This is a genomic window from Candidatus Limnocylindrales bacterium, from assembly GCA_035626395.1.
Lineage (GTDB): Bacteria > Desulfobacterota > Binatia > UBA1149 > CAITLU01 > DASPNH01.
The window spans coordinates 138,560-163,223 of sequence record DASPNR010000044.1; the positions used below are offsets into that span (position 1 = coordinate 138,560).

General features: G+C 67.5%; 22 protein-coding genes. 8 read left to right on the forward strand and 14 right to left on the reverse strand.

The genetic code is table 11. The features are described from left to right. Nucleotides 1–17 precede the first annotated feature (17 nt). The 4 genes from VEC57_20040 to VEC57_20055 all read right to left on the reverse strand — a co-directional run bounded on the left by VEC57_20040 (nucleotide 18) and on the right by VEC57_20055 (nucleotide 4,293). Nucleotides 18–1,202 carry an acyl-CoA desaturase gene (locus VEC57_20040; protein ID HYC01433.1) on the reverse strand — a complete coding sequence of 395 codons (1,185 nt, stop codon included), beginning with the start codon at nucleotides 1,200–1,202 and terminating at the stop codon, nucleotides 18–20. 10 nt (nucleotides 1,203–1,212) lie between these two features. Continuing rightward, nucleotides 1,213–2,283: a ferredoxin reductase gene (locus VEC57_20045; GenBank protein HYC01434.1), complete on the reverse strand. Its 1,071-nt coding sequence runs from the start codon at nucleotides 2,281–2,283 to the stop codon at nucleotides 1,213–1,215. 262 nt (nucleotides 2,284–2,545) lie between these two features. Then, nucleotides 2,546–3,334 carry an SDR family oxidoreductase gene (locus tag VEC57_20050; protein HYC01435.1) on the reverse strand — a complete coding sequence of 263 codons (789 nt, stop codon included), beginning with the start codon at nucleotides 3,332–3,334 and terminating at the stop codon, nucleotides 2,546–2,548. Between the two features lie 2 nt (nucleotides 3,335–3,336). Next, nucleotides 3,337–4,293 (reverse strand): Rieske 2Fe-2S domain-containing protein, encoded by a 957-nt coding sequence (locus tag VEC57_20055; protein HYC01436.1) that lies wholly within the window; start codon nucleotides 4,291–4,293, stop codon nucleotides 3,337–3,339. Between the two features lie 237 nt (nucleotides 4,294–4,530). Between VEC57_20055 and VEC57_20060 the strand changes: the two genes are divergently transcribed. Continuing rightward, a complete protein-coding gene (locus tag VEC57_20060) occupies nucleotides 4,531–5,601 on the forward strand; it encodes a hypothetical protein (GenBank protein HYC01437.1) in 1,071 nt (356 codons plus the stop codon). Between the two features lie 6 nt (nucleotides 5,602–5,607). Here VEC57_20060 and VEC57_20065 read toward each other — a convergent pair whose 3' ends face one another. Beyond that, nucleotides 5,608–6,117 carry an SEC-C domain-containing protein gene (locus VEC57_20065; protein HYC01438.1) on the reverse strand — a complete coding sequence of 170 codons (510 nt, stop codon included), beginning with the start codon at nucleotides 6,115–6,117 and terminating at the stop codon, nucleotides 5,608–5,610. A 132-nt stretch (nucleotides 6,118–6,249) separates the two neighbouring features. On the opposite strand from VEC57_20065, the gene VEC57_20070 reads away from it, so the two are divergent. The 3 genes from VEC57_20070 (at nucleotide 6,250) to VEC57_20080 (ending at nucleotide 9,472) form a co-directional block, all read left to right on the forward strand. Further along, entirely contained in the window at nucleotides 6,250–6,726 is a 477-nt protein-coding gene (locus VEC57_20070) for a DUF3293 domain-containing protein (protein HYC01439.1), read from the forward strand. Continuing rightward, on the forward strand, nucleotides 6,723–8,147 hold the full coding sequence (locus VEC57_20075; GenBank protein ID HYC01440.1) for an amidohydrolase family protein: 1,425 nt from the start codon (nucleotides 6,723–6,725) through the stop codon (nucleotides 8,145–8,147). The genes VEC57_20070 and VEC57_20075 overlap by 4 nt, the downstream gene beginning before the upstream one ends. Before the next feature lie 86 nt (nucleotides 8,148–8,233). Beyond that, on the forward strand, nucleotides 8,234–9,472 hold the full coding sequence (locus VEC57_20080) for an LL-diaminopimelate aminotransferase (protein ID HYC01441.1): 1,239 nt from the start codon (nucleotides 8,234–8,236) through the stop codon (nucleotides 9,470–9,472). 7 nt (nucleotides 9,473–9,479) lie between these two features. On the opposite strand, the gene VEC57_20085 is transcribed toward VEC57_20080, so the two are convergent. Both VEC57_20085 and VEC57_20090 read right to left on the reverse strand, forming a co-directional pair. Further along, nucleotides 9,480–10,673 (reverse strand): FIST N-terminal domain-containing protein, encoded by a 1,194-nt coding sequence (locus tag VEC57_20085; GenBank protein HYC01442.1) that lies wholly within the window; start codon nucleotides 10,671–10,673, stop codon nucleotides 9,480–9,482. A 49-nt stretch (nucleotides 10,674–10,722) separates the two neighbouring features. Then, the gene (locus VEC57_20090) at nucleotides 10,723–11,511 is read right to left on the reverse strand and encodes an SDR family oxidoreductase (protein HYC01443.1); all 789 of its coding nucleotides are present in this window, start codon (nucleotides 11,509–11,511) and stop codon (nucleotides 10,723–10,725) included. Nucleotides 11,512–11,673: 162 nt separating this feature from the next. Between VEC57_20090 and VEC57_20095 the strand changes: the two genes are divergently transcribed. Next, the gene (locus VEC57_20095; GenBank protein ID HYC01444.1) at nucleotides 11,674–11,976 is read left to right on the forward strand and encodes a hypothetical protein; all 303 of its coding nucleotides are present in this window, start codon (nucleotides 11,674–11,676) and stop codon (nucleotides 11,974–11,976) included. Nucleotides 11,977–11,980: 4 nt separating this feature from the next. On the opposite strand, the gene VEC57_20100 is transcribed toward VEC57_20095, so the two are convergent. Continuing rightward, nucleotides 11,981–12,577, reverse strand: coding sequence for a nitroreductase family protein (locus VEC57_20100; protein HYC01445.1), 597 nt, complete (start codon nucleotides 12,575–12,577; stop codon nucleotides 11,981–11,983). A 269-nt stretch (nucleotides 12,578–12,846) separates the two neighbouring features. Between VEC57_20100 and VEC57_20105 the strand changes: the two genes are divergently transcribed. The 3 genes from VEC57_20105 to VEC57_20115 all read left to right on the forward strand — a co-directional run bounded on the left by VEC57_20105 (nucleotide 12,847) and on the right by VEC57_20115 (nucleotide 14,104). Then, complete coding sequence (locus VEC57_20105; GenBank protein HYC01446.1) at nucleotides 12,847–13,254, forward strand: hypothetical protein; 408 nt, start codon at nucleotides 12,847–12,849, stop codon at nucleotides 13,252–13,254. A gap of 69 nt (nucleotides 13,255–13,323) precedes the next feature. Continuing rightward, on the forward strand, nucleotides 13,324–13,542 hold the full coding sequence (locus tag VEC57_20110; protein HYC01447.1) for a hypothetical protein: 219 nt from the start codon (nucleotides 13,324–13,326) through the stop codon (nucleotides 13,540–13,542). A gap of 106 nt (nucleotides 13,543–13,648) precedes the next feature. After that, a complete protein-coding gene (locus VEC57_20115) occupies nucleotides 13,649–14,104 on the forward strand; it encodes a response regulator (protein ID HYC01448.1) in 456 nt (151 codons plus the stop codon). Between the two features lie 119 nt (nucleotides 14,105–14,223). Here the strand turns inward: VEC57_20115 and VEC57_20120 are convergent, their stop codons facing one another. From VEC57_20120 to VEC57_20145, 6 genes are all read right to left on the reverse strand, one after another. Then, the gene (locus tag VEC57_20120; protein HYC01449.1) at nucleotides 14,224–15,465 is read right to left on the reverse strand and encodes an ATP-binding protein; all 1,242 of its coding nucleotides are present in this window, start codon (nucleotides 15,463–15,465) and stop codon (nucleotides 14,224–14,226) included. 94 nt (nucleotides 15,466–15,559) lie between these two features. Beyond that, a complete protein-coding gene (locus VEC57_20125) occupies nucleotides 15,560–16,792 on the reverse strand; it encodes a hypothetical protein (GenBank protein ID HYC01450.1) in 1,233 nt (410 codons plus the stop codon). A 237-nt stretch (nucleotides 16,793–17,029) separates the two neighbouring features. Continuing rightward, a complete protein-coding gene (locus VEC57_20130) occupies nucleotides 17,030–19,114 on the reverse strand; it encodes a hypothetical protein (protein ID HYC01451.1) in 2,085 nt (694 codons plus the stop codon). A 220-nt stretch (nucleotides 19,115–19,334) separates the two neighbouring features. Then, nucleotides 19,335–21,161 (reverse strand): AMP-binding protein, encoded by a 1,827-nt coding sequence (locus VEC57_20135; GenBank protein HYC01452.1) that lies wholly within the window; start codon nucleotides 21,159–21,161, stop codon nucleotides 19,335–19,337. A gap of 103 nt (nucleotides 21,162–21,264) precedes the next feature. Next, nucleotides 21,265–22,875, reverse strand: coding sequence for a PAS domain S-box protein (locus VEC57_20140; protein HYC01453.1), 1,611 nt, complete (start codon nucleotides 22,873–22,875; stop codon nucleotides 21,265–21,267). 281 nt (nucleotides 22,876–23,156) lie between these two features. Next, the gene (locus VEC57_20145; protein ID HYC01454.1) at nucleotides 23,157–24,644 is read right to left on the reverse strand and encodes an aldehyde dehydrogenase family protein; all 1,488 of its coding nucleotides are present in this window, start codon (nucleotides 24,642–24,644) and stop codon (nucleotides 23,157–23,159) included. Between the last annotated feature and the right edge of the window lie 20 nt (nucleotides 24,645–24,664).

Sequence of the window (24,664 nt, forward strand, 5' to 3'; positions counted from 1 at the left end):
CTGAGCGCTGCCGGCGCTCAGGCGGATTGCCAGCGCACCGCCGCGCGTCGCGGCGGCATCGACAGTCGCAGGATCGCCCACATCGTCGTGCCGAACTGCCGGCTGAGCGATCCCGTGTTGTAGGGCAGCCCATATCGCTCGGCCAGAGCCCGCACGCGCGGGGCCAGCTCCGGATATCGATTGCTGGGAAGGTCGGGAAAGAGGTGATGCTCGATCTGGTGCGAGAGGTTGCCGGACAGCACGTGGAACGTCTTGCCGCCGTCGATGTTGCACGAGCCCAGGAGCTGGCGCAGATACCACTGCGCGCGCGTCTCGCCTTCGACCGCTTCCCTCGGAAAATGATGCACGCCGGCGGGGAAGTGCCCGCAAAAGATGATGACGAAGGTCCACAGATTTCGCAGGACGCAGGCGGAGGCGTTGGCCCCAAGCACCAGCAACGCCGCAGCCAGCGGTGAAGGGCCCGCGCCGGCAAGCGCTGCCGGCGTAACGATCGCCGCTGCCACCAGCGGCCAGAGCACGTAGTCCTTCAGCGACTGGCGCAGCAGCTTGCGCCCCACGCCACGCAGCAGCGGCCGCGCCTGCGCCAGCGTCTTCTTTCCCGCGATGATGCGGTTCAGCTCGAGGTCGTGGATCGAGATGAACCATTCGAAGAAGACGGCCATCGCCAGCGCATTGAGCGGATTGAGCAGATGGAACGGATGCCAGCGCTGCCCCTCGGTCACGCGCAGCATGCCGTAGCCGATGTCGCGATCCTTGCCATGCACGTTGGTCCAGGTGTGGTGGACGACGTTGTGGGAATGGATCCATTGGTCTGCCGGACAGGCATGGTCCCACTCCCACGTGCTGGATTGGATGTCCGGATCCATCATCCAGTCCCACTGAGCATGCAGCACGTTGTGGCCGATCTCCATGTTCTCGAGGATCTTCGCCAGCGCCAGCATCGATGTGCCGGTGGCGGTCAACGTCCACAACGCCGCCTGGCCGAGCGCGTGCTCCCACGCCGGCAGGAAGAAGGACGCGAGGACGAGAGCCAGCCGTCCGCCGAGCGCCAGGCTGCGCTGCGTCCGGATCAGGCGCACGATGTAACGGCGGTCGCGCTCCCCGCGAGACTCCAGGACTTCCTCGCGCATGCCGTCCAGCTCACGGCCGAGCTCCTCGATCTGTTGCGCGCTCAGATGCATCGCGGCGGGTATGGCGCTCATCGGGTTCCTCTCACAGATCCAATTCGCAGTCGCCGGCAGCGGCGCTGACGCACGGCTGGACGATGCTGCCGGCTTCGGTGGTGATCCTGCCGGTGCGCAGGTCGCGAACGCAGCCCGAAAGCAGCCTGGCGTCGCAGGAGTGACAGATGCCCATGCGGCAGCCGTGGGGTGGGTTCATGCCCTCGTTCTCTGCCACGCGCAGCAGCGGTGTCTGCTGGTCCGCTGTCGCGCGGACACGGCTGCGTGCGAAACGAACCTCGCCACCGACGGCGTCGGCAGGAGTGGCCGCGAAGTCTGCAACGAAACGTTCGATGTGCAGCCGGTGCTTGCCTCGCTCGGCCGTGAAATGCCGCTGCAGCGCGGCCAGCAGCGCCGGCGGGCCGCACGCGTAGACGTCGCGCTCCCGCCAGTCCGGGCATAGTCGCTCGAGCTGTGCGGCATGAAAATGCGCCGTCGGCGCGCCAGGGCCGGCGCCCTGGCGCGTGAAAACCTGCTCGAATCGGTAGCGGCGGTGATGCTGCGCGAGCTGCCGCAGCTCCTGCCCGAAGATGACCTCGCGCTCCCGCGGCGCATAGTGGACGTGCACCGTCTCCGGCATCCGCTCCTGCGCAATCAGGCTCGCCAGCATCGCCCGCGCGGGCGTGATGCCGCTGCCGGCGGTGATGAACAGAGGCAGAACGGGACGGGCGTCCGGCAGGTGGAAATCGCCCTGCGGCAAGCCGACGGTCAGATGATCCCCGATCCCGACGCTGCGCACGAGGTGAGGCGAGACGCGCCCGCCGGCGATCGCCTTCACCGTGATCGTGAAGCATCCATCGTCCCGCTCCGGCGCCGACGAGATCGTGTAGGTGCGCGTGTAGGTTCTGCCGTCGATCGCGACGGCGACGCGCACGTGCTGCCCGGCGCGATGGGTTCGCCAACCCTTCCCGGGTCGCAGAGTCAGGGTGCGCGCGTTGCCGGTCTCCTCGTGAAAGTGCTCGATGCGGGCGCGCAACTGGTGGGAGGCCCACAGCGGATTGAGCAGCTCCGCGTAATGCGACACGCGCAGGGGGTAGGCCAGACCATCGATGAACGGCGCCACCCACGCGCCAAACGGAGCGCGCCAGCGGCCGCCGGTCGGGGCGGCCTTTCCGGGCGCTGAGCAGGTATTCGGGCGATGAGACGGCAGCATGATCTCGGCTCTGGCGGGCGCCCCTACGGAGGCGTAGCCTACGAAACCGTAACCTACGATGTCGTAACCGCGCCGTCAAGACGAAACGCCGGAGCCGCCGCAGATTCACCCGACCGGCGTCGACGGCAGATCACGCAGCCCTGCCTCAATCGTGGAAGTACGAAGGTCGAAGCTATTCGCCCATCATCGGTCGAAAGACGTCGACCAGATCGGGGCCCTGCCGCAGCGTGTGACCGCCGTCGACACCGATGCACTGGCCCGTGATCCAGTCCGCATCGTCGCTGAGAAGGAACGCGACCAGACGCGCGACATCCTCGGGCTTGCCCGTGCGAGCCAGCGGCATGCGTCGCAGATACTCCTGCACGGCCGCTTCGTTCGACACGAGCGGCATCGCCAGCTCGGTCTCGACGAGGCCAGGCATCACCGCATTGACGCGGATGCCGTGCTCGCCCAGCTCGTCGGCAGCGCAGCGGGTCAGCATGTTGACGCCTGCCTTGGAGGTGCAGTACGCCGACATCCACAGATGCGTCAGCGCAGCAGCGATCGAGCTGATGTTGACGATGCTGCCGCCGCCGCTCTCTTTCAGCGCACGAGCCTCGGCACGCACGCTGCGGAACACGCCGGTCAGATTGGTATCGAGCACCATTGCGAAGACTTCGGTTGCCTGCGCCGTGACGGAGCCGGCCATTCCCATGCCCGCCGCGTTGACGGCCAGATTCAGCGAGCCGAACCGCTCGACGGCGGCGGCAACGGCGGCGTCGACGGAGGCGTCGCTGGTGACGTCGCATTCGATCCATGCGGCGCGCGGGCCCAGCTCGCGCGCGGCGTGCTCGAGGACGTCGCGGCGCCGCGCAGCGAGCATGACGTTGCCGCCGCCCGCCACGATCTCGCGCGCGCATGCCAGGCCGATGCCGGTGGCGCCGCCGGTGACCAGAGCCGTCTTGCCGCCGAAGCTCCGCACGCTCAGATCGCCGCCTGCTCGGGCGCCTTGGAGTAGAACTGCGAGAACCAGCGGCGATAGCGCACGTAGGGGCCGTCGTTCTCGGCGATCACCGGAAGTGGCCGGTAGATCTTCGCGTTCCAGATCGGCACATCCAGCTCGTAGTCGCGGATGTAGTTGGTGAAGAAGGCGTCCACGACCTCGGGTGCCGACCTCCTGTGTCCATAGTAGCGATGCTGGATCAGCAGCTTTTCCGGCTCCAGCGGAACCAGCACGTTGATGGCGATCCCGGTCATCGGGCCCCGCACACGCGTACAGGTGAAGGAGGGGCCGGAGTTGAACGAATCGACGTCGGTGGCGTTCTGCGCCGTGGCGGCCTGCCCCTCCTCGCCCGGATCGACGTCGATGCGAAGCGTGTAGCGATGCCCATGCGGCTGCCAGTCGATCGAGCGCGCCTTCCAGCCGTGCAGCGTGAAAAAGTGCTGGATGTCCACGCCGTTCTCCATCACCTCCTGCGGATGCGAGGCAATGGTCCACTCGCGTTTTCCCCACAGGTAATAGTCGGGATCCGCCAGCTCTTCGACGACGTCGGGAGTCCAGTCCGGCTCCTTTGCCTCGGCGTGCTGCCACACGAACACGAAGCCGTTGTTCTCCCACACCGGATACGCACCCACTGCCGCCTTGCTCGGAATCTTGTCGGTATACGGAATCGATGCGCAGCGTCCGCTGAGGCCGTCGTATCGCCAGCCGTGAAAGGGGCATCGGATATGATCGTCCTCGACGGTGCCGCCCACGCCGAGATGGGCGCCGAGATGGGCGCAGTACGGGTCGATGACGAACGCCTGACCGCTCTTGCCGCGATAGACGACGAAGTCGCGTCCCAGGGCATGCACGGTCTTGACCTGCCCGCGCTCGAGCTCGTCCGAATGACTGACGGCGAACCAGCCGTTGGGGAATGGCGGAAGCGGAATGCGCTGCATGGGCTCCTCCGATTCGGGCAGCGGGTCCGGCAGAAAGCGCGTGCCGGGGCACCGGCGCGCGGCCGCTGCGCTTGCAGGACCGGCTAGAACTTGTTTCAGTCGGGCCGATTATGGGGCCGCTGGCGGCGCGTGTCCACCTTCGCGCTGGCCTTGCGGCGCGGCTCCGCTCGCGCGGGCGGGGCCCGGCAAACAGAAGGCATCGCAGCCCAGGACGCGGCGCCTGCGAAGGAGCACGAAGTGGCCACCGTCAATACCGTCCTCGGGCCCGTTGATGCCGCTGGTCTCGGCGGCACCATGTCCCACGTCCATCTGACCCTGGACATCTCCTGCTGGTACATGCCGCCGCAGGATCCGCAGCGACGCGAGGCGGCCGAGGCCGAGTTCTCGCTCGACAACCTCGGCCGCATCCGCCGCAACGGGCTCGGCTTCAAGCGCAACCTCGTCCAGGACGACGTCGAACTGACGATTCGCGAGGCCGCCGAGTTCAAGAAGCACGGCGGCGGCACCATCATCAACATGGACCTGGAAGGGATCGGCCGGAACGTGCCTGCGCTCCAGCAGATCGCGCGCGCCACGGACCTGCACATCGTCGCCTCCACGGGCTGGTACATCCAGGGCGCGCATCCCGCACGCATCGCCGGCATGAGCATCGAGGAGATGGCCGACATCATGATCGGCGAGATCCTCGAAGGCATCGACGGCACCGGCGTGCGCGCAGGCAACATCGGCGAGATCGGGCTCAGCGGCATGCCCGACGTGCCCTTTCAGCCGCAGGAAGAGAAGGTGCTGCGCGCGGCAGCGCGGGCGCAGCGTGCCACGGGCCTCTCTCTGACGCTGCATCCCAACGCGCACCTGACGATCTACGGCGAAAGCCCCGCCGACCACTTCGACACCTACATCGACATCCTCGAGCGCGAAGGCGCGGACCTGGGCAAGGTCTACCCTTCGCATCTCGGACTGTTCGAGGCGCACACCGCTGAGCGCCTGCTGCAGCGCGGAGTCGGCTTCGTCTCGTACGATCACTTCGGGCACGAGGAGCTTTGCGAGGCGATCGGCCCCGGACGCGGCTTCACGCCCGATCGCATCGAGGTGGCAACGGTCATGGAGCTGATCGGCAAGGGCTACGCCAATCGCATCCTGCTCGGCGCGGAGGTGGGCTGGAAGACCTGCTACAAGGCGTACGGCGGCTGGGGCTACAGCCACGTGTACGAGAACATCCTGCCGTGGCTGCGCGCATGCGGCGCGACCGACGAACAGCTTCACACGATGATGGTCGACAACCCGCGACGCCTGCACGGCGTCGGCTGACGCGGCCTAATCCTTTTCGGTGCCGGCCGCTTCGCGCGCCGTTTCGGCCATGTGGCGGCGGCGCTCCTCGAGGGGATTGGCCACGGGCGCGGAGTGCTCGGGAACTCCCGCGGCACCCGGGGCGTCGTGATAATGCCCGTGCTCCTCATTCCACACCTTGCCGGGGCCGCCCTCGGCGCTGCCACCCGTGGAGTGGTAGTGGCCATGTGCCTCGTCCCAGACCTTGCCGGGACCGGGCTTGCCCGAATCCTCGCTGCCGCTCGCGCCGCTGACCGTGTGCCAGTGCCCATGCTCGGCCGACCACACCCGCTGCGGCGGGTCTTCCAGGAACGATCGCGCGACGGCCACGACGGCGATCACGATCATGACGCCGGTGATCGCTGCGGCGATGCCGAAGAAGCTTCCTGCCGCATCCGACTTTTCGACTTCGGGCGCGCCGCAGCAGCGCTTGAACTTCTTGCCACTGCCGCACGGGCACAGCTCATTGCGGCCTGCAGGAACCGTTGCTCTCGCCATGGTCCGCCAGCCTACCACAACCCAGGGACCATCGAAGCCGTGAATCCGGCACTGCTCGCCCCAGCCCTTCCGCTGCGGCACATCGCGCTCGCGGCCCTTCCCGACTGAGCGCCCCTTTGTTATGCAGGGCCGGTGACCGACCCGGCGCGTCGTGGGGATCCGAGCTGGGCGCGTTATCCGGACACGGTTCTCGAGATCTATCGCGACGGCACCGTGCGCATCGATCTGCGCGAGCGCCTCGACCCCGACGATTGCAGGCGGCTGCGCGACCTCGGCCTCGGCGCGACCTTCGCCGTCGTCACCGCGGCCAACCCGCGCGGGCTTGCGCTCGGTGAGGCCGAGAATCACGTGCGGGCGGAGCTGCTCGACACCGAAGTCGTTGCTCGCGGCGTGCGGTTTCTGCGCGCCGACGGCGTCTCGCCCGACGGCGCACACCGCGAGGTGGGCGTTGCGGTCGCGATGCCGCTTCAGGCGGCGTGCGAGCTGGCGGCACGCTACGAGCAGTCGGCCTTGTTCTGGTTCGACGGCGAGCGGTTCTGGATCATCCCCGTGTTGGAGACGAGTCGGGCGCCGGTGGCGCTGCCGGTCGCGAAGGAGGAAGGACCGTGAAGTTGCAGCCACGCTTCCTTGGCGCGCTCGCCTGCCTCGCGCTTGCCGCCTGCCACGGCGCGCCGCCGCTCGTGACCAGACCGAAGGACGCCGACGCCCACACCGTCTTCACGCGTGCCAGCGTGCTCGACGTGGCGACCGGCCAGATCCACGCCGGCATGGACGTGCTCGTCAGCGGCGACCGCATCGCCGCCGTCGCGCCGCAAGGCACATTGACCATTCCCGAAGGCGCTCGCCGCATTGATGCCAGCGGCGCCACGCTGCTGCCGGGCCTGATCGACAGCCACGGCCACGTCGGCAACGGCTCGGCGCCGCCGTGGGCCGGTGAGATTCCCGACCCGGACCGCAACCTGCAGTCGTACCTGTATTGCGGAGTCACCACCGTCCTCGATCCGGCCGACCTGGCTTCGCAAGCGTTCGAGCGTCGCGAGGACGTCGCGCGCGGCAAGCTGGTGGGCCCTACGATCTTCGCCGCCGGCCCGATGCTCACGGCCGAGGGCGGTCATCCGGTGCCCGTGCTCGAAGCGCTGACGCCGTGGTGGATAGGCTGGTACATCGAGCGCCAGGTCACGCGGCAGATCGACTCGCCCGAGAAGGCGCGCGAGGCGGTGGCCGAGCTGCATGGCGAGAAGGCCGACTTCGTCAAGGTCGCCGTCGACAGCATTCCCGACGGTGCGCCGCGCATCCGTCGCGAGCTGATCGGCGCCATCGTCGGCGAGGCGCATCACCGCGGCATGCGGGTGGTGGCGCACATCGGAACGCTGGAGGACGCCATCGACGCGGGAGAATCGGGCGTCGATGCGTTCATGCACATGATCTACAAGGATGACCTGGCCCCGGCCGACGTCGAGCGCGTGGCCGGCTTCAAGATTCCCATGGTCGCGACCATGGGCGTGTTCGAGAATTATGCGCTCGTTGGCGAGCGCAAGCGCGAGCCGACGCCGCTCGAGATCGAGACGGTCAGCGCCGACGTGCTCGCCTCCTTCGACCAGCGGCCGGAGGGCGCGATCTCGCCCTCCTTCCTCGAATTCTTCCAGAAGCTGCGCGGTCACCGTCGCCAGTGGCGCGAAAACATCCGTGCGCTGCGCGAAGCCGGCGTCACCATCCTGGCCGGCAGCGACACGCAGTCCGGCGTCTTCCCCGGGCCCGGCCTGCATCGCGAGCTTGCGCTCCTGATCGAATCCGGGATGACGCCGGCCGAGGCCATCCGCGCCGCCACGCTGGATGCAGCCAGGTTCCTGCAGAAGAGCGAGGATCCCGATTTCGGCATCGTCGAAGCGGGCAAGCGCGCCGACCTGCTGCTGGTGGAAGGCAACCCGACGTTCCAAATCGCCGCGCTGTCCCGCATACGTGCGGTGATGAAGGACGGCGTCGTGCTCGAGCGTCATCCGGTCGCGCAGGCATCGCACGCGACCAATTGAAGGGCGCTGCGTCCCCGGCTACATTCCGCGACTTCATCGAACGCAATTGCATGCGGCGCTCGCCGCTGCGTCAGGAGTAGCCGAGCATGGCCCGCATCAACGACAACTATCTCAAGCTCGCTGCCGGCTACCTCTTCCCCGAGATCGGCCGGCGCGTGCGAGCCTTCCAGAGCGAGCATCCGGACGCGCGCATCCTGCGTCTGGGCATCGGGGATGTCGTGCTGCCGCTCCCGCCGGCGATCTGCGATGCGATGCGCGCCGGCGTCGACGAGATGGAAACCGATTCCGGCTTTCGCGGCTACGGCCCCGAGCAGGGTTACGACTTCCTGCGCGAAGCGATCGCCACGCACGATTTCGCGGCCCGCGGCGTAGACATCCATCCCGACGAGATCTTCATCTCCGACGGCTCCAAGTGCGACAGCGGCAACATCCAGGAGATCTTCTCGATGGATGCGCGCGTGGCGGTTCCGGACCCCGTCTATCCGGTCTACGTCGACACGAATGTGATGGCCGGCCGCACCGGCGCCGCCGACGCCAGCGGCAAGTACGACAAGCTCCTCTATCTGCCCTGCACCGCCGAGAACGGCTTCCTGCCGGCGCCGCCTCACGAGAAGGTCGATCTCGTCTACCTGTGCTTCCCGAACAACCCGACGGGCGCCGTTGCCCGCCGCGAGGACCTGGCACGCTGGGTGGACTACGCGCGCGAGCACGATGCGCTGCTTCTGTTCGACGCCGCCTACGAGGCGTTCATCACGGACCCGCAGATCCCCCACTCCATCTACGAGGTGCCGGGCGCTCGCGACGTCGCCATCGAATTCCGCAGCTACTCCAAGACCGCCGGTTTCACCGGCACGCGCTGTGCCTATCTCGTGGTGCCCAGGTCGGTGACCGGCGCTGCCGCCGACGGCAGCCGCGTCGACCTGCATCGTCTGTGGACGCGGCGACACACGACCAAGTTCAACGGCGTTTCCTATCCGGTGCAGAAGGCGGCCGCCGCCGTCTACAGCGAGGCCGGCCGCGCGCAAGTTCGCGAGCGAATCGACTATTACATGGGCAATGCCGCGCTGATCCGCTGCGGGCTGTCGGAGGCAGGAATGCAGGTCTTCGGCGGAGTCAACGCGCCCTACGTATGGCTGCGTACGCCCGACGGCATGGGCTCGTGGGAATTCTTCGACGCGCTGCTGTCACGCGCGCACGTCGTGTGCACGCCCGGCGCCGGCTTCGGCGCCTGCGGCGAAGGCTACCTGCGCCTGTCCAGCTTCGCCCGCCGCGAGCACGTCGAGGAGGCCGTGGACCGGATCCGCAATACCTTCGCGAAAGGGTGAACGCGCTCTAGCGCCCCTTCTGCCGGAAGAGGCCGAAGGAAGAAGTGTAGCCGTGGAGGAAGGTGGTGCCGTGGACGGCGCCGATCTCGCCATTGCAGAAAAAGCCGCCGAGCGGCACCTGCCCGAGAAAGGCCCGGAACGCATCGGTGTCGTGATCCGCGCGGCCGTAGAAGCCCTTGCCGCGGCCGAGGCACGAAAACAGCAGCGATCCCTGCGGCTCCGCGCCGTCATGGTCCAGGCGGTATCGCTGCAGAAGCTCGCTGAGGTCTTCGGCTGAGGTGATGACGTCCCGCAAGTGGAACTGCACGACCTCGTTCTCCTTGACGGCGGCGCCGATGGCGAGCGCGCCCGACTCCGCATCGATGCCGAAGATGTTGCGCACCAGAAAGTCGCCGCGACCGTAATTCTGCCGCGACGGCGCCATCACCAGCCCGAGGAACAGCGAGTGCTGCATGAGAAGGCGGTCGTCCTCGTCGCAACGCTCGTACAACTCGCGAAGGACGTCCAGCGGCGGGCGCCCGTCGAGCTCATAGATGCGGTTGTCGTGACAGCGAGTGACGAACATCGGCTCGCCGACCGGCCTGCAACCCTGCGCCACCAGGGTGTCGATGACGAGATCGCCGACCAGCGCCAGGCCAACGACGCCCTCGCTGTGCATGGCACCGCCGGCCCACAGCGCATTGCCGCCGGCCTTGCGCGCGCCGCTGGCCAGGCCGCCGATCTTCGGCGAGCACGGGTAGATCTGATCGAGCATGGACAGCAGATGCTCGACGTCACAGCTGAACGGATCCGGCAGCAGCACGAACTGCGGATCCTCGGCTGCCTCGACGCCTAGCCGCTCCTCCCAGCGCTCGGCGCGGGCGCCGAGAGCGGCAAGATCGGCGTCGGTGAGATGGAAGGGCAGGACCTTCACTCGCGGCAGCACGGCCGCGCTCAGCGAGAACCCCGGACGCGCTTCCACTTCGCGGCCGCCGCCGATGACGCCGCCGCCGCTGCATCCGAAGAACTGGCCGCCCAGACCTTCCTGCACGAAGGCCGGGATCGACTGGTAGTGCGCAGCGTGATGCGGAGATGCGAATGCGATAACGACGTCGCACTGATCGCCGCCGAGCTGCCGGCGGATGTCGGAAACAGTCTGCGCCACCGCATCGGCGATGTCGGCAGCATCGGAAACACTCGAAGCCCAACGTGCGTTCGTCACGGGCGCACCGATAGCACGAGACGAAGGCGCGTGTCACTACGACCCTGCATCAATGGCGGAATCCTTCCTCGATCGCAGGCGCACCCAACGAGGCGCGTTGCCCGCCGTCGACGACCAGACAAGCGCCGGTGACGAAAGAAGCATCGTCACTGACCAAAAAGACGGCAGCACGAGCCACCTCCTCGGGCGCGCCGAAACGTCCGAGCGGAATCATCCGCTCCATTCCCCGCCGCGCCGCCGGCGCGGCGAAAGCTTCGAGCGTGCCGGGCGTGGCGATGCACCCGGGTGCCAGCGAGTTGACGCGCACTCGTGCCGGCGCGCCTTCGATGGCCGCGATTCTCGTCAGATTCTCCAACGCGGCCTTGGCCGAACCGTAGCCCGCCAGCGAATGCTGCCCCGCATGGCCCGCGGTGGATGAGATGTTGAGTATGGCCCCGCCGCCCTGTCCGGCCATTTGCGGGAGCGCCGTGCGCATCGTGAAGAAGACGGCATCCAGCGCGACGGTGAAGCTGTCCTTCCACGCCTGTGTGGTCATGGAGGCGATGGGGGCGGCCGACATCTGGAACGCATTGTTGACCAGGATGTCCAGGCGCCCGTACTGCTCGACGATGCCGGTGATGAGGTTGTCGACCTCCTGTTCCTGCGCAACGTCGCAGACGACGTGCTCGATGTCGGCGCCGTAGGCGCGCACCCTCGTCGTCGTCTCCGCGAGCGGCTCGCGGCGGCGGCCGCAGATGATCACGCGTGCGCCCTCGCGACCGAACTCCATTGCCATGGCCGCACCGATGCCGGTGCCGCCGCCGGTTATCAGAGCAATCCTGTCGTCTAGCTTGCCCATGCTTCCCTCGCTGGCCGTCGAAGCGCGCGCACAGTGATGGCGGATCGCCGCCCGCGCAAGCGGCCCTTCGCCTTCCGCCGCCATCGATGCAAGGCTGTCCACGCGTGCCGTACCAGCGGCGTGCACGGCGCCGCGCCGGCGGCGTCGCCGATGGAGGCAGCCGTGATCCGCATCGTCACTCGTCTGGTCGTTTCTCCCAAGAATCGCCGCAGGGTCGCCGAGAATGCCACCGAGCTGGTGCGCCTGTTCGAGAAGCACGGCGTCAGCAGCGAAGGCGTGTTCGAGAACTTCGCCGAAAGCGAGATCATCCACCTCTGGTCGGTTGAGAGCATGGCCGCCTACGATGCCGCGACGGCTTCGCTGCGCGGCGACTCGGAGTTCCTGGCATTCGCTGCGGGCGCCGCCGAGCTGCTCATCACCGAGCGCAAGGAGTACTGGCGCGCGCTGACGCCGACCCGCCCCTGAGCGTCTACCAGCGATCCCAGTGGACGAACTCCTCGAGCGGCCTGCGTCGCACGGGCCCGAACGGCTTCTCCGGCCAGCCCAGAGGTATGGAGACCGCAATGCGGGCCTCGGCCGGTATCGAAAGAATGGATCGCACGCCGGCCTCCGCCAGCATGTGATAGGTCGTGAACGTCGCGCCGAGGCCGAGCGCGCGCGCGGCCAGCAGAATGTTCTGCGCGGCCGGATAAACCGCCGGCCAGATCCAGCCCTCCGTCGGTGCGCCCGGCGGATAAACCGGCCGCCCGCACACGAAGATCCAGGCCGGCACCTTTTCGATCGACTCCACGAGATGGTGCGCGCCGGCGAGCATGCGCCGACGCGTCGCGTCGCCCTGCTCGGGGATCGGGGGCAGCACGGCTTGAATGGCCGGACGCATGACAGCCGCCAGCGCATCGAGCGTCGCGCGGTCGCGAACGACGACGAAATCCCATCCCTGGGAGTTGCCTGGGCTGGGTGCGCAGATGGCGGCCTCCAGGACGGTGACGATGAGTTCGTGCGGCACCGGATCGCTGCGCAGATAGCGCATCGCCCGGCATGTGTGCATCGCTTCCAGGACGTCCATCGAGTTGCTCCAAGGCTCGGCGTCGCATAATGAAGTCCGGTGCCTACGGCGGCAACCCGCCCGCGCCAATGCGCAGCGGCCGATGCCGCACCGGCCTCGGTTGACACGAACGGCTTCGTCCCCGGAAGCCAACCATCCGAAGGAGCATGAGAAGAGAAGCCATGAGAAAAGCTGCTGTATTGGCCGTTCTGTGTTCGTTCTCGCTGGCGGCGTGCCTCGCACCGGGTGCGGATTCGAACAGGAGGCCTCCCCGCCTGACAGAAGGCCGCATGAACATGGCAAAGATCGGCGGAAAGCCCCTGCCCGTGTTCGAGTTCAATGCGCGCGTGGCCGAGGAAGAGAACAAGATCGTCAAGTCCAAGGTCTACTTCTCCACCGAAGGCGAGATGTACAAGCAGGGCGACGAGGGTGCCGAGCTGATCGACCCGAAGACCCTGGATGGCGAGTACGTTCGCAACGTCCACCAGCTCCGGGCCACGGTCGATCCAGCCAAGGACGAAGCGCTCGCGACCTATCTCAACAGCCCCGATGCCAAGGTGGCATTCCAGTGGGAAGTGGAGTGGAGCGCGCCCGAAAGCGAGGAGGTCAACAAGACCCGCTCGCCCGTCTACGTCACCGACAACAAGACCATCGCCAGCGCGGGCCTGGCCCGCGAGATTCCCGCAGGCGGCAAATGACGTGACGGGCGCGGCGACCCGTTCGCCGCGCCCGTCGCTTTGCGCGCCTCGGGCTGCAAGGAATCTTCGATGGGCCACCGAAACCAGAACAATGCGCAGGCCAACAAGACCCTCCGCACGCGCTGTTCGTCCTGTGCGGCCGACATCCCGACCGACGTCAGTACCGACCCGACGGACCGGCAGACCTGGGCGCTGGTCGGGCGGCAGGGCGGCGCGGCCTCCATTTTCCCCGTCTGCGCGAAATGCTACGGCCAAGGCTGGCGGCCTCCAGGCTACGAAGGCGCGTGAGCGCCATGGCGCGGAAAGCGATGCCGCTGCGCGGGCAAAACCGCTACTATGCACCTGTCCCCGTCGAACGTGACGGTGGCGCTGCGAGGACGCGTTGACCATAGAGGTGACCAGGCCCGTCACGGTCTTGATGGCCGATGACGACGAAGACGACCGCATGCTGGCACGCGACGCGTTCGCCGAGTGTGCGGGCGCGCTGGATCTCCGCTGCGTCGAAGACGGCGAAGATCTTCTCGAATACCTCCGCCAGCGCGGCCCCTACGCCCAGCCCGGCTCCGCGCCCGCTCCCTCGCTGATCCTTCTGGACCTGAACATGCCGCGCAAGGACGGCCGCGAGGCGCTGGCCGAGATCAAGGCCGACCCGGTCCTGCGCCGCATCCCGGTGGTCGTGTTGACGACCTCGAAGGCCGAAGAGGACATTCTGCGCAGCTACGACCTCGGCGTCAGTTCCTTCATCAGCAAGCCGGTGACCTACGAGGCGCTGGTCCGGCTGGTCGAAACGCTGTCGCACTACTGGTTCGAAACGGTCGAGTTGCCCGGTCACCGCCAGAAATCCAAGTAGCCTCCTGCCTTGTCGGCGCTGCGCCGGCCCTGCGACGCGCGCATTCGCTCGACGCTGTGCACGCCAGGCATGATGACGGCGCGCCAGGCTCGACGGCCGCAGCGCAGTGCGGCCCCCGCTCAGGAAGCCGCAGCGGCGCTTCCAGGCGGCGCCGGAGGCGTACCCGCTTCCGTGTCGCTGCTGCCGTGCTCGGCCGGAAGCAGGATCCGGAAGGTCGCGCCCTGCCCCGGCGCGCTGTGCGCGGTGATGTTGCCGCCGTGACGCTCGACGATGCGCCGCACGATGGCCAGCCCGATGCCCGATCCTCCGTACTCGCTGCGCCCGTGCAGGCGCTGGAACGGCGCGAAAATGCGCTCGGCATGATGCTGCTCGAAGCCGATGCCGTTGTCGGAAACGGTGATGCAGAAGGCGGGTCGCGACCCGATCATCGCCGGCTCCGAAGCGATGACGATGCGAGGCTTGTTGTCCGCGGTCTGGAACTTGATCGCGTTGGCCAACAGGTTCTGGAACACCTGCCGCAGCTGCGTCGGATCGGCGCTGAGCGTCGGAAGGTCGGACATCTCCACGGCCGCTCCCTTGCTCTCGATCAGAACCTCGAGATCGTTGAGCACCTCGCGCACCACCTGTCCGACGTCCAGGGTGACGAAAGGCCGTGCGCGAGTGACGACTCGAGAGAACTCGAGCAGGTCATTGATCAGCGTCTGCATGCGCTCGGCCGCGTTCATCATGCGGCCGATGTAGTCCTTGGCTTGTTCGCTGACGGTGTCGCCGAGCTTGGTCTGCAGCCGGTCGCCGAAGACGATGATCTTGCGCAGCGGCTCCTGCAGGTCGTGCGAGGCCACCGACGCGAACTGCTGCAGCTCCCGGTTGCTGGCCTCGAGCTGCGCTGCCACGCGCTCGAGCTGCTCCTGTGCTGCCTTGCGGGCGCGGATCTCGGTGGCCAGCTCGGTGTTGTCGCGCTCGAGCTGCCGGCTGCGATTGCGCTCGATGGCGTATCGCATCGACCGCACCAGCGACTGTCCGTCCACCCTGCCCTTGACCAGATAATCCTGCGCGCCCTCGTTCAGCGCACGCACCGCCAGGCGCTCATCGTCATTCCCGGTCAGCACGACGACCGGGATCTCCGGATCGAAGCCGTGGATGCGTTCGAAGGTCTCGAGACCGCGGCTGTCGGGCAGCGACAGGTCCGACAGCACGACGTGGAACGGCGAGCCGTCCAGCGCCTTCAGGGCCGCGCCCAAAGTGGTCACGTTGGTCATCTCGAACTGCCCCGGGGCCGTCTTGGCCAGCGCCCGTTGCAGGAGGAATGCGTCGTCCTCCTCGTCCTCGACGAGCAGGATGCGGATCGGTTCTTCGCTCACGCCCCCTTTCTCCTGGTGGCGGAGACTACAGGGCCTCGAGCGACGGCGCCAAGCGCGCCGGGCCCTTTCCGCCGGTGTCCCGGTCCGCCGGTGCTCAGGGATTCTTCCCCGCCGCCGCCTTCGCGGCGTCGTCGGGGTGACAGTACGTCTGCAGATTGGCGTAGAAGGCATGGCAGGCACCAGCGGGAGCGCCGCTGGACGCGCACAGGCGCGACCGCCACGCCGTCGTCTCCACCACCGAGTGAATCGATGGAACGCCGGTGCAGAACCCCTTGGCGGGCTTGCTGTCGGGAAGGCAGGACGTGATGAAGACGCCCGCCAGGTCGCGGCATTCCTCGTCCTTGCAGGCTTCGTGTCGGCGCAGCGACTCGGTCAGGCAGCCTGCCTCGTCGGTCTTGCCCGCGAATTCGATGCCCTCCTGCGCCGTCGCGTACGCCGGCCCTTTCAGCTCGAGCTTCTGCCGCGGCGGTTTGTGGCTGCCGGCGCCCCCGGGATCGGACGACGCGCCCTCCTCCTGGTAACGGTTCTCCTTTTCCTCCACCTTCCACTGTGCCTCGCGGCGGGCGGCGTCGCGCTCAGCCTTCTCGTTGGCAGCCTCCTCCCTGGCCTTGCGCCGTTCCTCCGCCTCGGCGCGCTCTTCCTCGCCGCTGCGCTGCTGAAACGTCTCGACGTTCACCGCATTGTCCTGCAGGTGCTTGCTCAGGCGGCTGCCCGCGTCGAGCGAACCGTCCGCATTCAGAACCGGCGCGCCCGGCTGCGAAAACCCTTCCATGATGCGGGTTCCCCAACCGAACATGAATCCCATCATCAGCAGCGCGAGCGAGCTGAGGATCGCGCCCTGGAGCAAGGCGGGATTGAGCGCTCGCAAGGTGGGCTCGCTGTGGGGCCGGCGAAGCTTCTGGTATTCGAACGCGCCCGCATAGCCTTGAGTGCCGTTGTAGAGGACGGCTGGCAGTGCCGCGCAGCGCATCCCGGCGAGCGCCTGGTCGAGAACGCCGCCTTCGGCAAGAACCTCGCCGAGCGATGTCGCCAGGGCGGGCAGCTCTCCGACGCACAGCAGTGCCAGAGCGCCGCACGCGGGCAGGTTTCGCGAAGCCGCGCCGAGCGCGAACAGGAGCGCGGCAATGCCGCCGACCACGTTCCATTCGAAGGGCGCTATGCCCAGACCGCCCATGAACTGGTACGCGCCGATCGCGAGCAGAAGCGTTCCCCACGCGCCGCCGACGATGCTCGCGGTGCGGATGCGCTTCTCGGCCCACGCGTAGCGGCGGTCGGCACCTTCGCGGAGATTGGTCGGGCGCCAATCGTAGTCCTGTCCCTCGTCCATGCCACCAGCCCTCCGTCACCCGAGTCCGTGCGCTCAGGGTACACGGGCGCCAGTCGGGTGCGAATGAACCGATGGTCGCGCGCAGACGTTACGCCGCTTCACACACGCCGCGGTCGTGGCGCGGCAATCGGCGGCGGGGCGCCGCGTCGCGCGCATGGATCGTCGCTCGGCAGTGACAAGGAGTGGGCCGGGGCCGCCGCGCTCGCTCACATTTTAGCGGCCCCGACCCAGTGCGCCTCAGGGGCAGTTGGCTCCCGTCGGCGGCGCGTAGACGACATCCGGATCGGAGGCGCATCGCACCTCGGTATCGGTGTCGAGGATCACTCGGACGGCGCTGGGCAAGCCGCTCGCAAGATTGATGGCGGTGTTGGAGGTCAGTCCGATGCAGGCTGCGGTGCCGAGCACCTGGCCGAGGAAACCCGATTCTCCTTCGGCGACGACGGGGTTGGTGAAGCAGCGCAGCTCCTGGAAATCCGAGCACGTGCCGGCATCGTGCGCGAAGCAATCGGCGTCGGTCGTGCATGTGATGTAGCCGCGACCGTCGGCGTGCGTCTTGCCGTCGCAGTACGTGCGCACCGGGCCTTCGGTGCAGAAACCGTCGGCGCCACAGTCCAGGTTGTCGCAGGCGTTGGGATGCACCCCCGCGCCGCCGCCGGCGGTGCACGTGCCGGCGCCGTTGGCCGCGCAGAAGCTGTCGTCGTTGCACCCGATGCTGTTGTCGCCCGAGCACACGCGACACGGGCACATTTCGCCGGGATCGTCGCACGGCAGGTTGTAGGGCAGAACGTCCTGCGTGGTCGTGAAGTTGAAGTCCAGCAGCAGACCCGAGCCGCCGCTGATGTTCTTGACCGGCGGCGGCTGGCAGTCGTGGCTGTGCGAGCCGAACGTGGAATGGACGCCGTTGGTATCGCACGGCTGGCCGTCGCGCGCGCCGCCCAGGCACTCGCCGTCTCGCACTCCGTCGTTGGGCGTGACGTCGCCTTCGCAGGTCGGGCAAGGGCGGTCGACGACCTCGCCGAGATGAATCAGCGCCGACACCAGCGTCTTCTGATCCAGTTCGCCGGTGTTGACGTCGGTCGTGCCCTCGTAATCGGCCATGATGAGCACCGGTTCGCAGGTGGGCGCGCTGGAGACCGAGACCGGAAGCGGCGGGCCGAAGAAGCATCGGCAACGGTTGTCGAGCGCGGGGCAATCATCTGTGTCGGGGCCGTTGACGACATCGCAGGAGATCGAAGAGTCGTTGACGCAGCGGCAGAAGGAGTCGGGCTGGTCTTTTCGTGCATCGAGCGACACGGCACAGCTCGAGCAGTCCTCGTTGCAGTCGAGGTCGACGGCGTCATGGAACGCATCATTGAGATCGATGGCATGCGCCAGCCCGTTGTAGCCGGCGCTCAGGCTGGAGCCGGTCAGCTGCGAGCCGATGCGTGCATGGCCGGTGCGGCGCAGGCCGCCGGCACGGCACGTATCGGGCAGCTCGTAGGCTGTGGCGATCAGACCGGAACCGTACAGTAGAGCGCCCTTGTTCGCGATGCAGTCGACGAGCTGCGCCGGCCGGTCGGCGCAGAGACCGAACCTGTCGATCGACTGCAGCTGCTCGAAATCCGATCCGCCGGTGGGCACGCACGCGGCGGTCACCGCTGCCGCCAGCGCATCGACGGCGGCGTCGATCTTGCCGGAGGGGTCCTGATCGACGCAGTCGTATTCGATGGGGCCGCCGAGCTTGTCGGCGCCCTTCTGGCACTTCGCACGCTCCTTGCCGATGGTCACCACCGCCTTGGCCAGGCCTTTGGCCACCGCCGCGCGGCAGTCTTTGCCCGCCTCTCCCACCGGCTCATCGGGCAGGCCGAGAACATCGGTGGTCATCAGCGTCGAGACATCCTCCTGCAGATCGAGCAGGCAAGCGGCAAGTTCGCTCACGCCGTCGATGCCGGCGGTGGCGCCGCCGTCGTCGCTCGTCTCCGAAGGCGACGGACAGCGGGCATACATGGCGAGAATGCCGGGAACCGGGCTGCCGAGGCTGTCCTGGCACGCCTTGATCATCGAGGCCTGAGCCTTCGCTCGCAGCGTCGGCAGCTTGCCGGCCGAATCGGCGGTGGACGGATCGTTGCAGTCGGTCGACTCGGCGATCGAGCCGTTGTCGCGGGCCAGGTGGCACTTGGTCACCGCACCGACGACGGCCTTCAAATACTTGTTCGTGTTCTTGGCAAGCGACGCCCGGCATTTGGCCTGGGCGGCGTCCTGCGCACCCGCGGAACCGGCAACGGCGAGAAAGACGGTGGTGAAGCAAGCGGTGAGGGCCAGACGAGCTCGCAGTTTTGTCACAGGAGCATCCTCCTTTCCCGGACTACTTACGGGTGAGTAGCTAACCCGCAAACGGAGGAGCAACAAGACCGGGGGGCAGATTTTGTTCGAACCGCCAGGAAATGGCCGGGGTGGCGCACCTAGTGTGGCGTCGCCTCGACGGTTTGAAAATTCCGTGACGAAATCGCCTCGTGCGCCGGCGCAGCAGGACTGGCCGGCCACGACGGGGGGTGCCCGCCCGCTACCGCTCCAGCAACGGCAGCTTTTCGGCAGCCGCGAACTGGTCTCGCAGGCGCGCGTAGTCGGCAGAGGTAAGAGGCTTGAACGTGCGGTCGCCGCGCTCGCGCCAGAACAGCGGATCCGGGATCCGGTGCGGATCGAAGTGCACGGCCTTCAGATTGCGGACCAGGATCTTCTGCGTGCCGGTGTACTCGAAGTCTTCGACGACCCGTACGAAGTCCGGAAACCACTTGCGGTCCATCCCGCCCTCAGTGACCTGGCGCTCGCAGAAGTCGAAGAACGCCTGCGGGTCGAACGTTGCGCCCTCGCGCATCTTCACCGCCGCCATCACCAGCTCGTCCGACACGGCACACGGCACGCCGTAGGCGGCAACGAGAGGAATATCGGGGTGCTCCGAGAGCAGCCGCGCCACCTGCAGCGCCGAGAAGTTCTCACCGTCCTTGCGGATCCAGTCGTCGGTGCGGCCGTCGAAGAAGAGGTAGCGCTTGCCGTCGCGCACCAGGATGTGCCCGAGATCGCCGGAGTGATAGACGCCGTCGCGGTACTTCTGGGAATTGGCGCCGGGATTGTCGAAGTAGCCCTGGAAGAGCGCCGTATCGCCGGCCACGCGGCAGATCTCTCCCACCGCTTCTTCGTAGTTGAGGATGCGGCCGTCGCTGCCAAGCTCGGCGGGCGGACATTCGTCGCCCTTGCTGTCGAGGATCTTCACCGCAGGATCGGTGATCTCGCCGACGCTGCCGCGCGGGTCGCCGAGGCGGCGATACGTCGCGATGGCCGCTTCGGTGCTGCCATAGAGCTCGAACATGTCCTCGAGCCCGAGCCAGTCGACGAACCTGTCGATGTCGGGCGGTGAAGCGCCGTTGCCGATCGCATACCGCAGATGGTTGTCGGGATGGTTCGTGACCTCGGCGCGCAGGCGGTCGAGGTCGCCGCCGTACTGCTTCTGCAGTGTCTGCAGCACGTAGTGCACCGGCTCGCCGACGTAGTTCCAATACGTGACGCCGTACCGCACGACGTCGGGCACGAAATTGCTCGCCGAGAAGCGCTCTCGGATGCCCAGGCTGGCGCCGACCCAGAACGTCGGCATGAACCCGATGAACATCGAGTTGGAATGGAACAGCGGCATGCACGCATACCCGCAGTCGTCCTGTCCCAGCTGAAGCTGCGTGGATACGCCGATGCCGGTGGCACAGAGCTTGAAATGGTTGTTGATGATGCCCTTGGGAAGCCCGGTGGTCCCCGAGGTGTAGATGATCATCAGGTTGGTTCCGGGCGTGACGTCCGCCTCCGGGTACTCCAGGCTGGCTCCCTCGGGCGCCACCTCCGATGCGAGGCAGTGCAGGTAATCGGTGCCGGCGGCCAGCGCGCCCGGCGCGCTCTGGGTGCGAAGGTACAGCACGTCCTCGGCCCCGACATGCTGCAGGTCGGCCCGCACCTTCTCGACCTCCTCGGCAAAGCGTTCGTCGACGACCAGCAGGCGCGCTCGCGATTGATTGAGGACTCCAGCGAGCGTCCTTCCGCGCAGGCCCGTGTTGACACCGAACAGCGTGACGCCCGCGATGCCGCAGCCTCCGTACAGCGACAGCAACTCGAGATGGTTCTCCAGGAGCATGGCCACGTGGCCGGGATGCGCATCGTCGATGCGTCCGAGGCGGCGCAGCAGAAAATGCGCGACTCGCGTGGCCTCGTCGCGGAACTGGCGGAACGTCCAGGTGCGGTCGTGGTGCTTGAGGAAGACCTTGCCGCTTGCCGTCGGGTGGTCCGCGCGGGCCTGGATCTGAGCGCGCAGCGTCAAATCAGCGTCGAAAATGAGGGGCTCACCAGCCACTTTGTACTCCTGACGAAATGCGTGTCGGCCGCACGCGTCGTGGGCGGACGCGGCTTCGGACGATACACGCGCCCGACAGGAGGAGCCAGTGTGCGCCGAGGGCTCAGGCCACCGCGTCCAGGCGGACGGCGGACGGGGCCGGCAACGTGAAGCGGAACGTTGCGCCTTTGCCGATGCTGCTCTCGGCGTGGATGCGTCCACCATGACGGCGAATGACGCGCTCGACCGTGGCCAGGCCGATGCCCGACCCTTCGAACTCGTCGCGGCGGTGCAGGCGCTGGAACGGACGGAAGAGCTTGTCGGCGTACTGCGAGTCGAAGCCGACGCCGTTGTCGCGCACGAAGTAGGTGACCGCGCCGCCGGCGCGTTCCTCGATGCCCATCTCGATCACCGCCTCCTCGACGTCGCGCGAGTATTTGAACGCATTGCCGAGCAGGTTCTGCACGACCAGCAGGAGCAGGCCCTGGTCCCCCCACGCATCCATCCCGGGCGCGATCTGCCAGCGCACCTGCCGCTGGCCGCGCTGCGCATGGAGCTCCGCCGCCACGTCGCGCGCCAGCGTGCTCAGATCGACGACTTCCTGATCGATGCGCCGGTGGCTGGCCTGCGAGAGCTGGAGCAGATCGTCGATGATCCGATCCATGCGCCCGGCTGCCGAGCGGATGCGGTCGAGCAGGTCCACGTCGCTCTCGAGCAGGCGGTCCTTGCAGTCCTCCTGCAACGCCGCACTGAACCCCTGCAGCGCGCGCAGCGGCGCCCGCAGGTCGTGCGAGACCGAATAGCTGAAGGCCTCCAGCTCGCTCATGGCGGCGGCCAGCGCCTCGGTGCGCTCGGCGACGCGCGCCTCGAGCTCGGCGTTGAGGCTCTGCAGCGCCTCCTCGGCCTGCTTGCGGCGCGTGATGTCGCGCTCGATCGAGGATGCCCCGACGATCTCGCCCCTCTGGTCGTGAATGGCGGACATGCAGACGGAGACGTCGATCAGGCTGCCGTCGCTGCGCCGGCGCACCGTCTCGATGTGCTCGACGCGCTCCCCACGAGCCACGCGCGCCAGAAAGCCTGCCATCTCCGCCTCGTGCTCGACCGGCAGCAGGATCGACGCATGCTGGCCGATCATCTCCTCGCGATCGTAGCCGTACACGCGCGTCGCGCCCGGATTCCAGCTGACGATCACGCCGTCGATCCCCTGGCCGATGATGGCGTCCTCGGACGACTCGACGATCGATGCGAGGTACAGGGAGCGGTTCTCGGCGCGGCGCCGCTCGTTGATCTCGCGGTGCAGCTGGACGTTGACCTGGCGCAGCTCGCTGGTGCGCTTGACCAGCGTGTCCTCGGCCATGTCCTGATGCTCGAGCATCTCGGCGCGCGCCCGGTCCCGCTGCACGAGCAGAACCGCGAACATCCAGACCGATCCCACCACCAGCGTCCGACCCAGGATGTGACCGACGGGAATGGGCCCGGGCACGAGCTGATGAATGATCGTCGGTACCGCCACGACCATGGCGCAGACGAACAGCGCCAGAGAGAACATGAAGCGGCCGCGCAGGACGCGATGACCGCAAAGAAGGACGACGAGATTGGGAAGGCCGAATGCCGCCTGACCGTTCGTGAAGAGGTCGAGCACGAACATGACGAACGTCAGCGCCGCCAGCCCCAGGCCTGCCAGGACCGGCGTCAGGTCGATGCGCGGGCGCGCCAGGCCAAACGTCGACGTCATGATGCGGCTCCGCGCCGCGCCCTCGGTGCGCACGGACTGCCGAACGCCGCCATCATGGCGCAGCTCCGCGAGCGGCGAATGGCCGCCAACAGAAGGAAGATGGGAGGGAGGATCATCGTGCAACGTCCGACCGCTAGGGACGGCGCCGCTCCGAACGCGCCAACACTACCGCTGTTGCCGGCCGCTAGGCAAACTCCTATCTGGGCTTTCGCAGCTGCATCCGAAACCGCGGTCGACGCCGGACGTCGGCGGGGCGGCTGACGCGATCTGCCGACATTGCGTCAGCGACGAGCTTCGAATCGCCCTTCCAGATAGGCCGCGATCTTTCCGTCGATCGGCAGCTGGAAGGACTTGGTCGTCAGGTACTCTTCGAGGCCGGCCACGCCGAGCTCGGCGCCGATGCCGGACTGCTTGATGCCCCGGAACGGTGCCAGCGTATTGAAGGTCCCGCCATTGATGTCGATGCCGCCGGTGTCGATCCGCCGTCCCACCGCCATCGCCCTGTCTACGTCCTTGGACCAGATGGCTCCCCCGAGGCCGAAGATGGTGCTGTTGGCGATCCGCACCGCGTCGTCCTCGTCTTCGTAGGGCATGATCGTCAGCACGGGGCCGAAAATTTCCTCCTGCGCGATGCGCATCTCCGGCCTCACCTCGCCGAAGACGGTGGGCCGGACGAAGTAGCCACGGGTCAGACCCGGCGGCGGCTCGGTGCCTCCGGCCACCAGACGCGCGCCCTCGTCGATGCCGGCGCGGATGTACCCGAGCACCGTCTCGTACTGCTGGCGGCTGACCTGCGGCCCCATTCGCGTGGTGCCCGGCTCCGGCGGCGTGCGCGGGTCGCCCGGGATGATGACGTTTTCGGCCACGTGCCTGGCCACGCGGCAGGCCTCCTCGTGCATGGAGCGCGGCACCAGCATGCGCGTCCAGGCGGCGCACGTCTGCCCGGCGTTGGTGTAGGCGTGATGGACGCCGGCGCTGATCACCGCCGGGTCCGCATCGTCGAGGATGATGTTGGCAGCCTTGCCGCCGAGCTCGAGCGAGACGTCTTTGATGGACTGCGCGGCCAGCGCCATGATCTTGCGCCCGACCTCGGTGCTTCCGGTCAGGGACACCATGTCCACCTGCGGATGCGTCGCCATCGCCTCGCCGATCTCGCTGCCCTTGCCCGAAAGGAAGTTGAAGACGCCGGGCGGCAGGTGACGCCCCGCGATCTCCGCGAACAGGAAGCACGACAGCGCCACTTCACAGCTCGGCTTGACGACCACCGTGCAGCCCGCGGCCAGCGCCGGCCCGACCTTGGCCGTGATCTGATGGATGGGGTAGTTCCACGGGGTGATCGCAGCGACCACGCCTTTGGGCTCCCGGATCACCACCGAATTGCCGATGCGCTCCTCGAAGGCGTAGCCGTTCTTCTCGAGCAGGTCTGCATAGAAACGAATCGTGGAGGCGGGAAAGCCGACCATGTACTGCGCCGTCATCGCGGCGGGCGAGCCCAGCTCCTCGACGATGACGTCGGCCAGCTCCGCGGCACGAGCGTCCATCTCGTCGGCAATGGCGCGAAGGCAGCGACCTCGCTCGGCCGCCGGCGTCAGCTTCCAGCCGAGCAGCGCCGCTCGTGCGGAAGTCACGGCGGCGTCGACGTCGCGCGTGTCGGCTCGCGGAATGCGGCCGCACGCCTCCTCGGTCGTCGGGTTGATGACATCGAAGAAGCCGCTTCCGTGCGGCGTGACCCATTCTCCAGCGATGAGGACCTTGTCGAATACGCGCATGCGGCTGCCTCTGCCCTCCC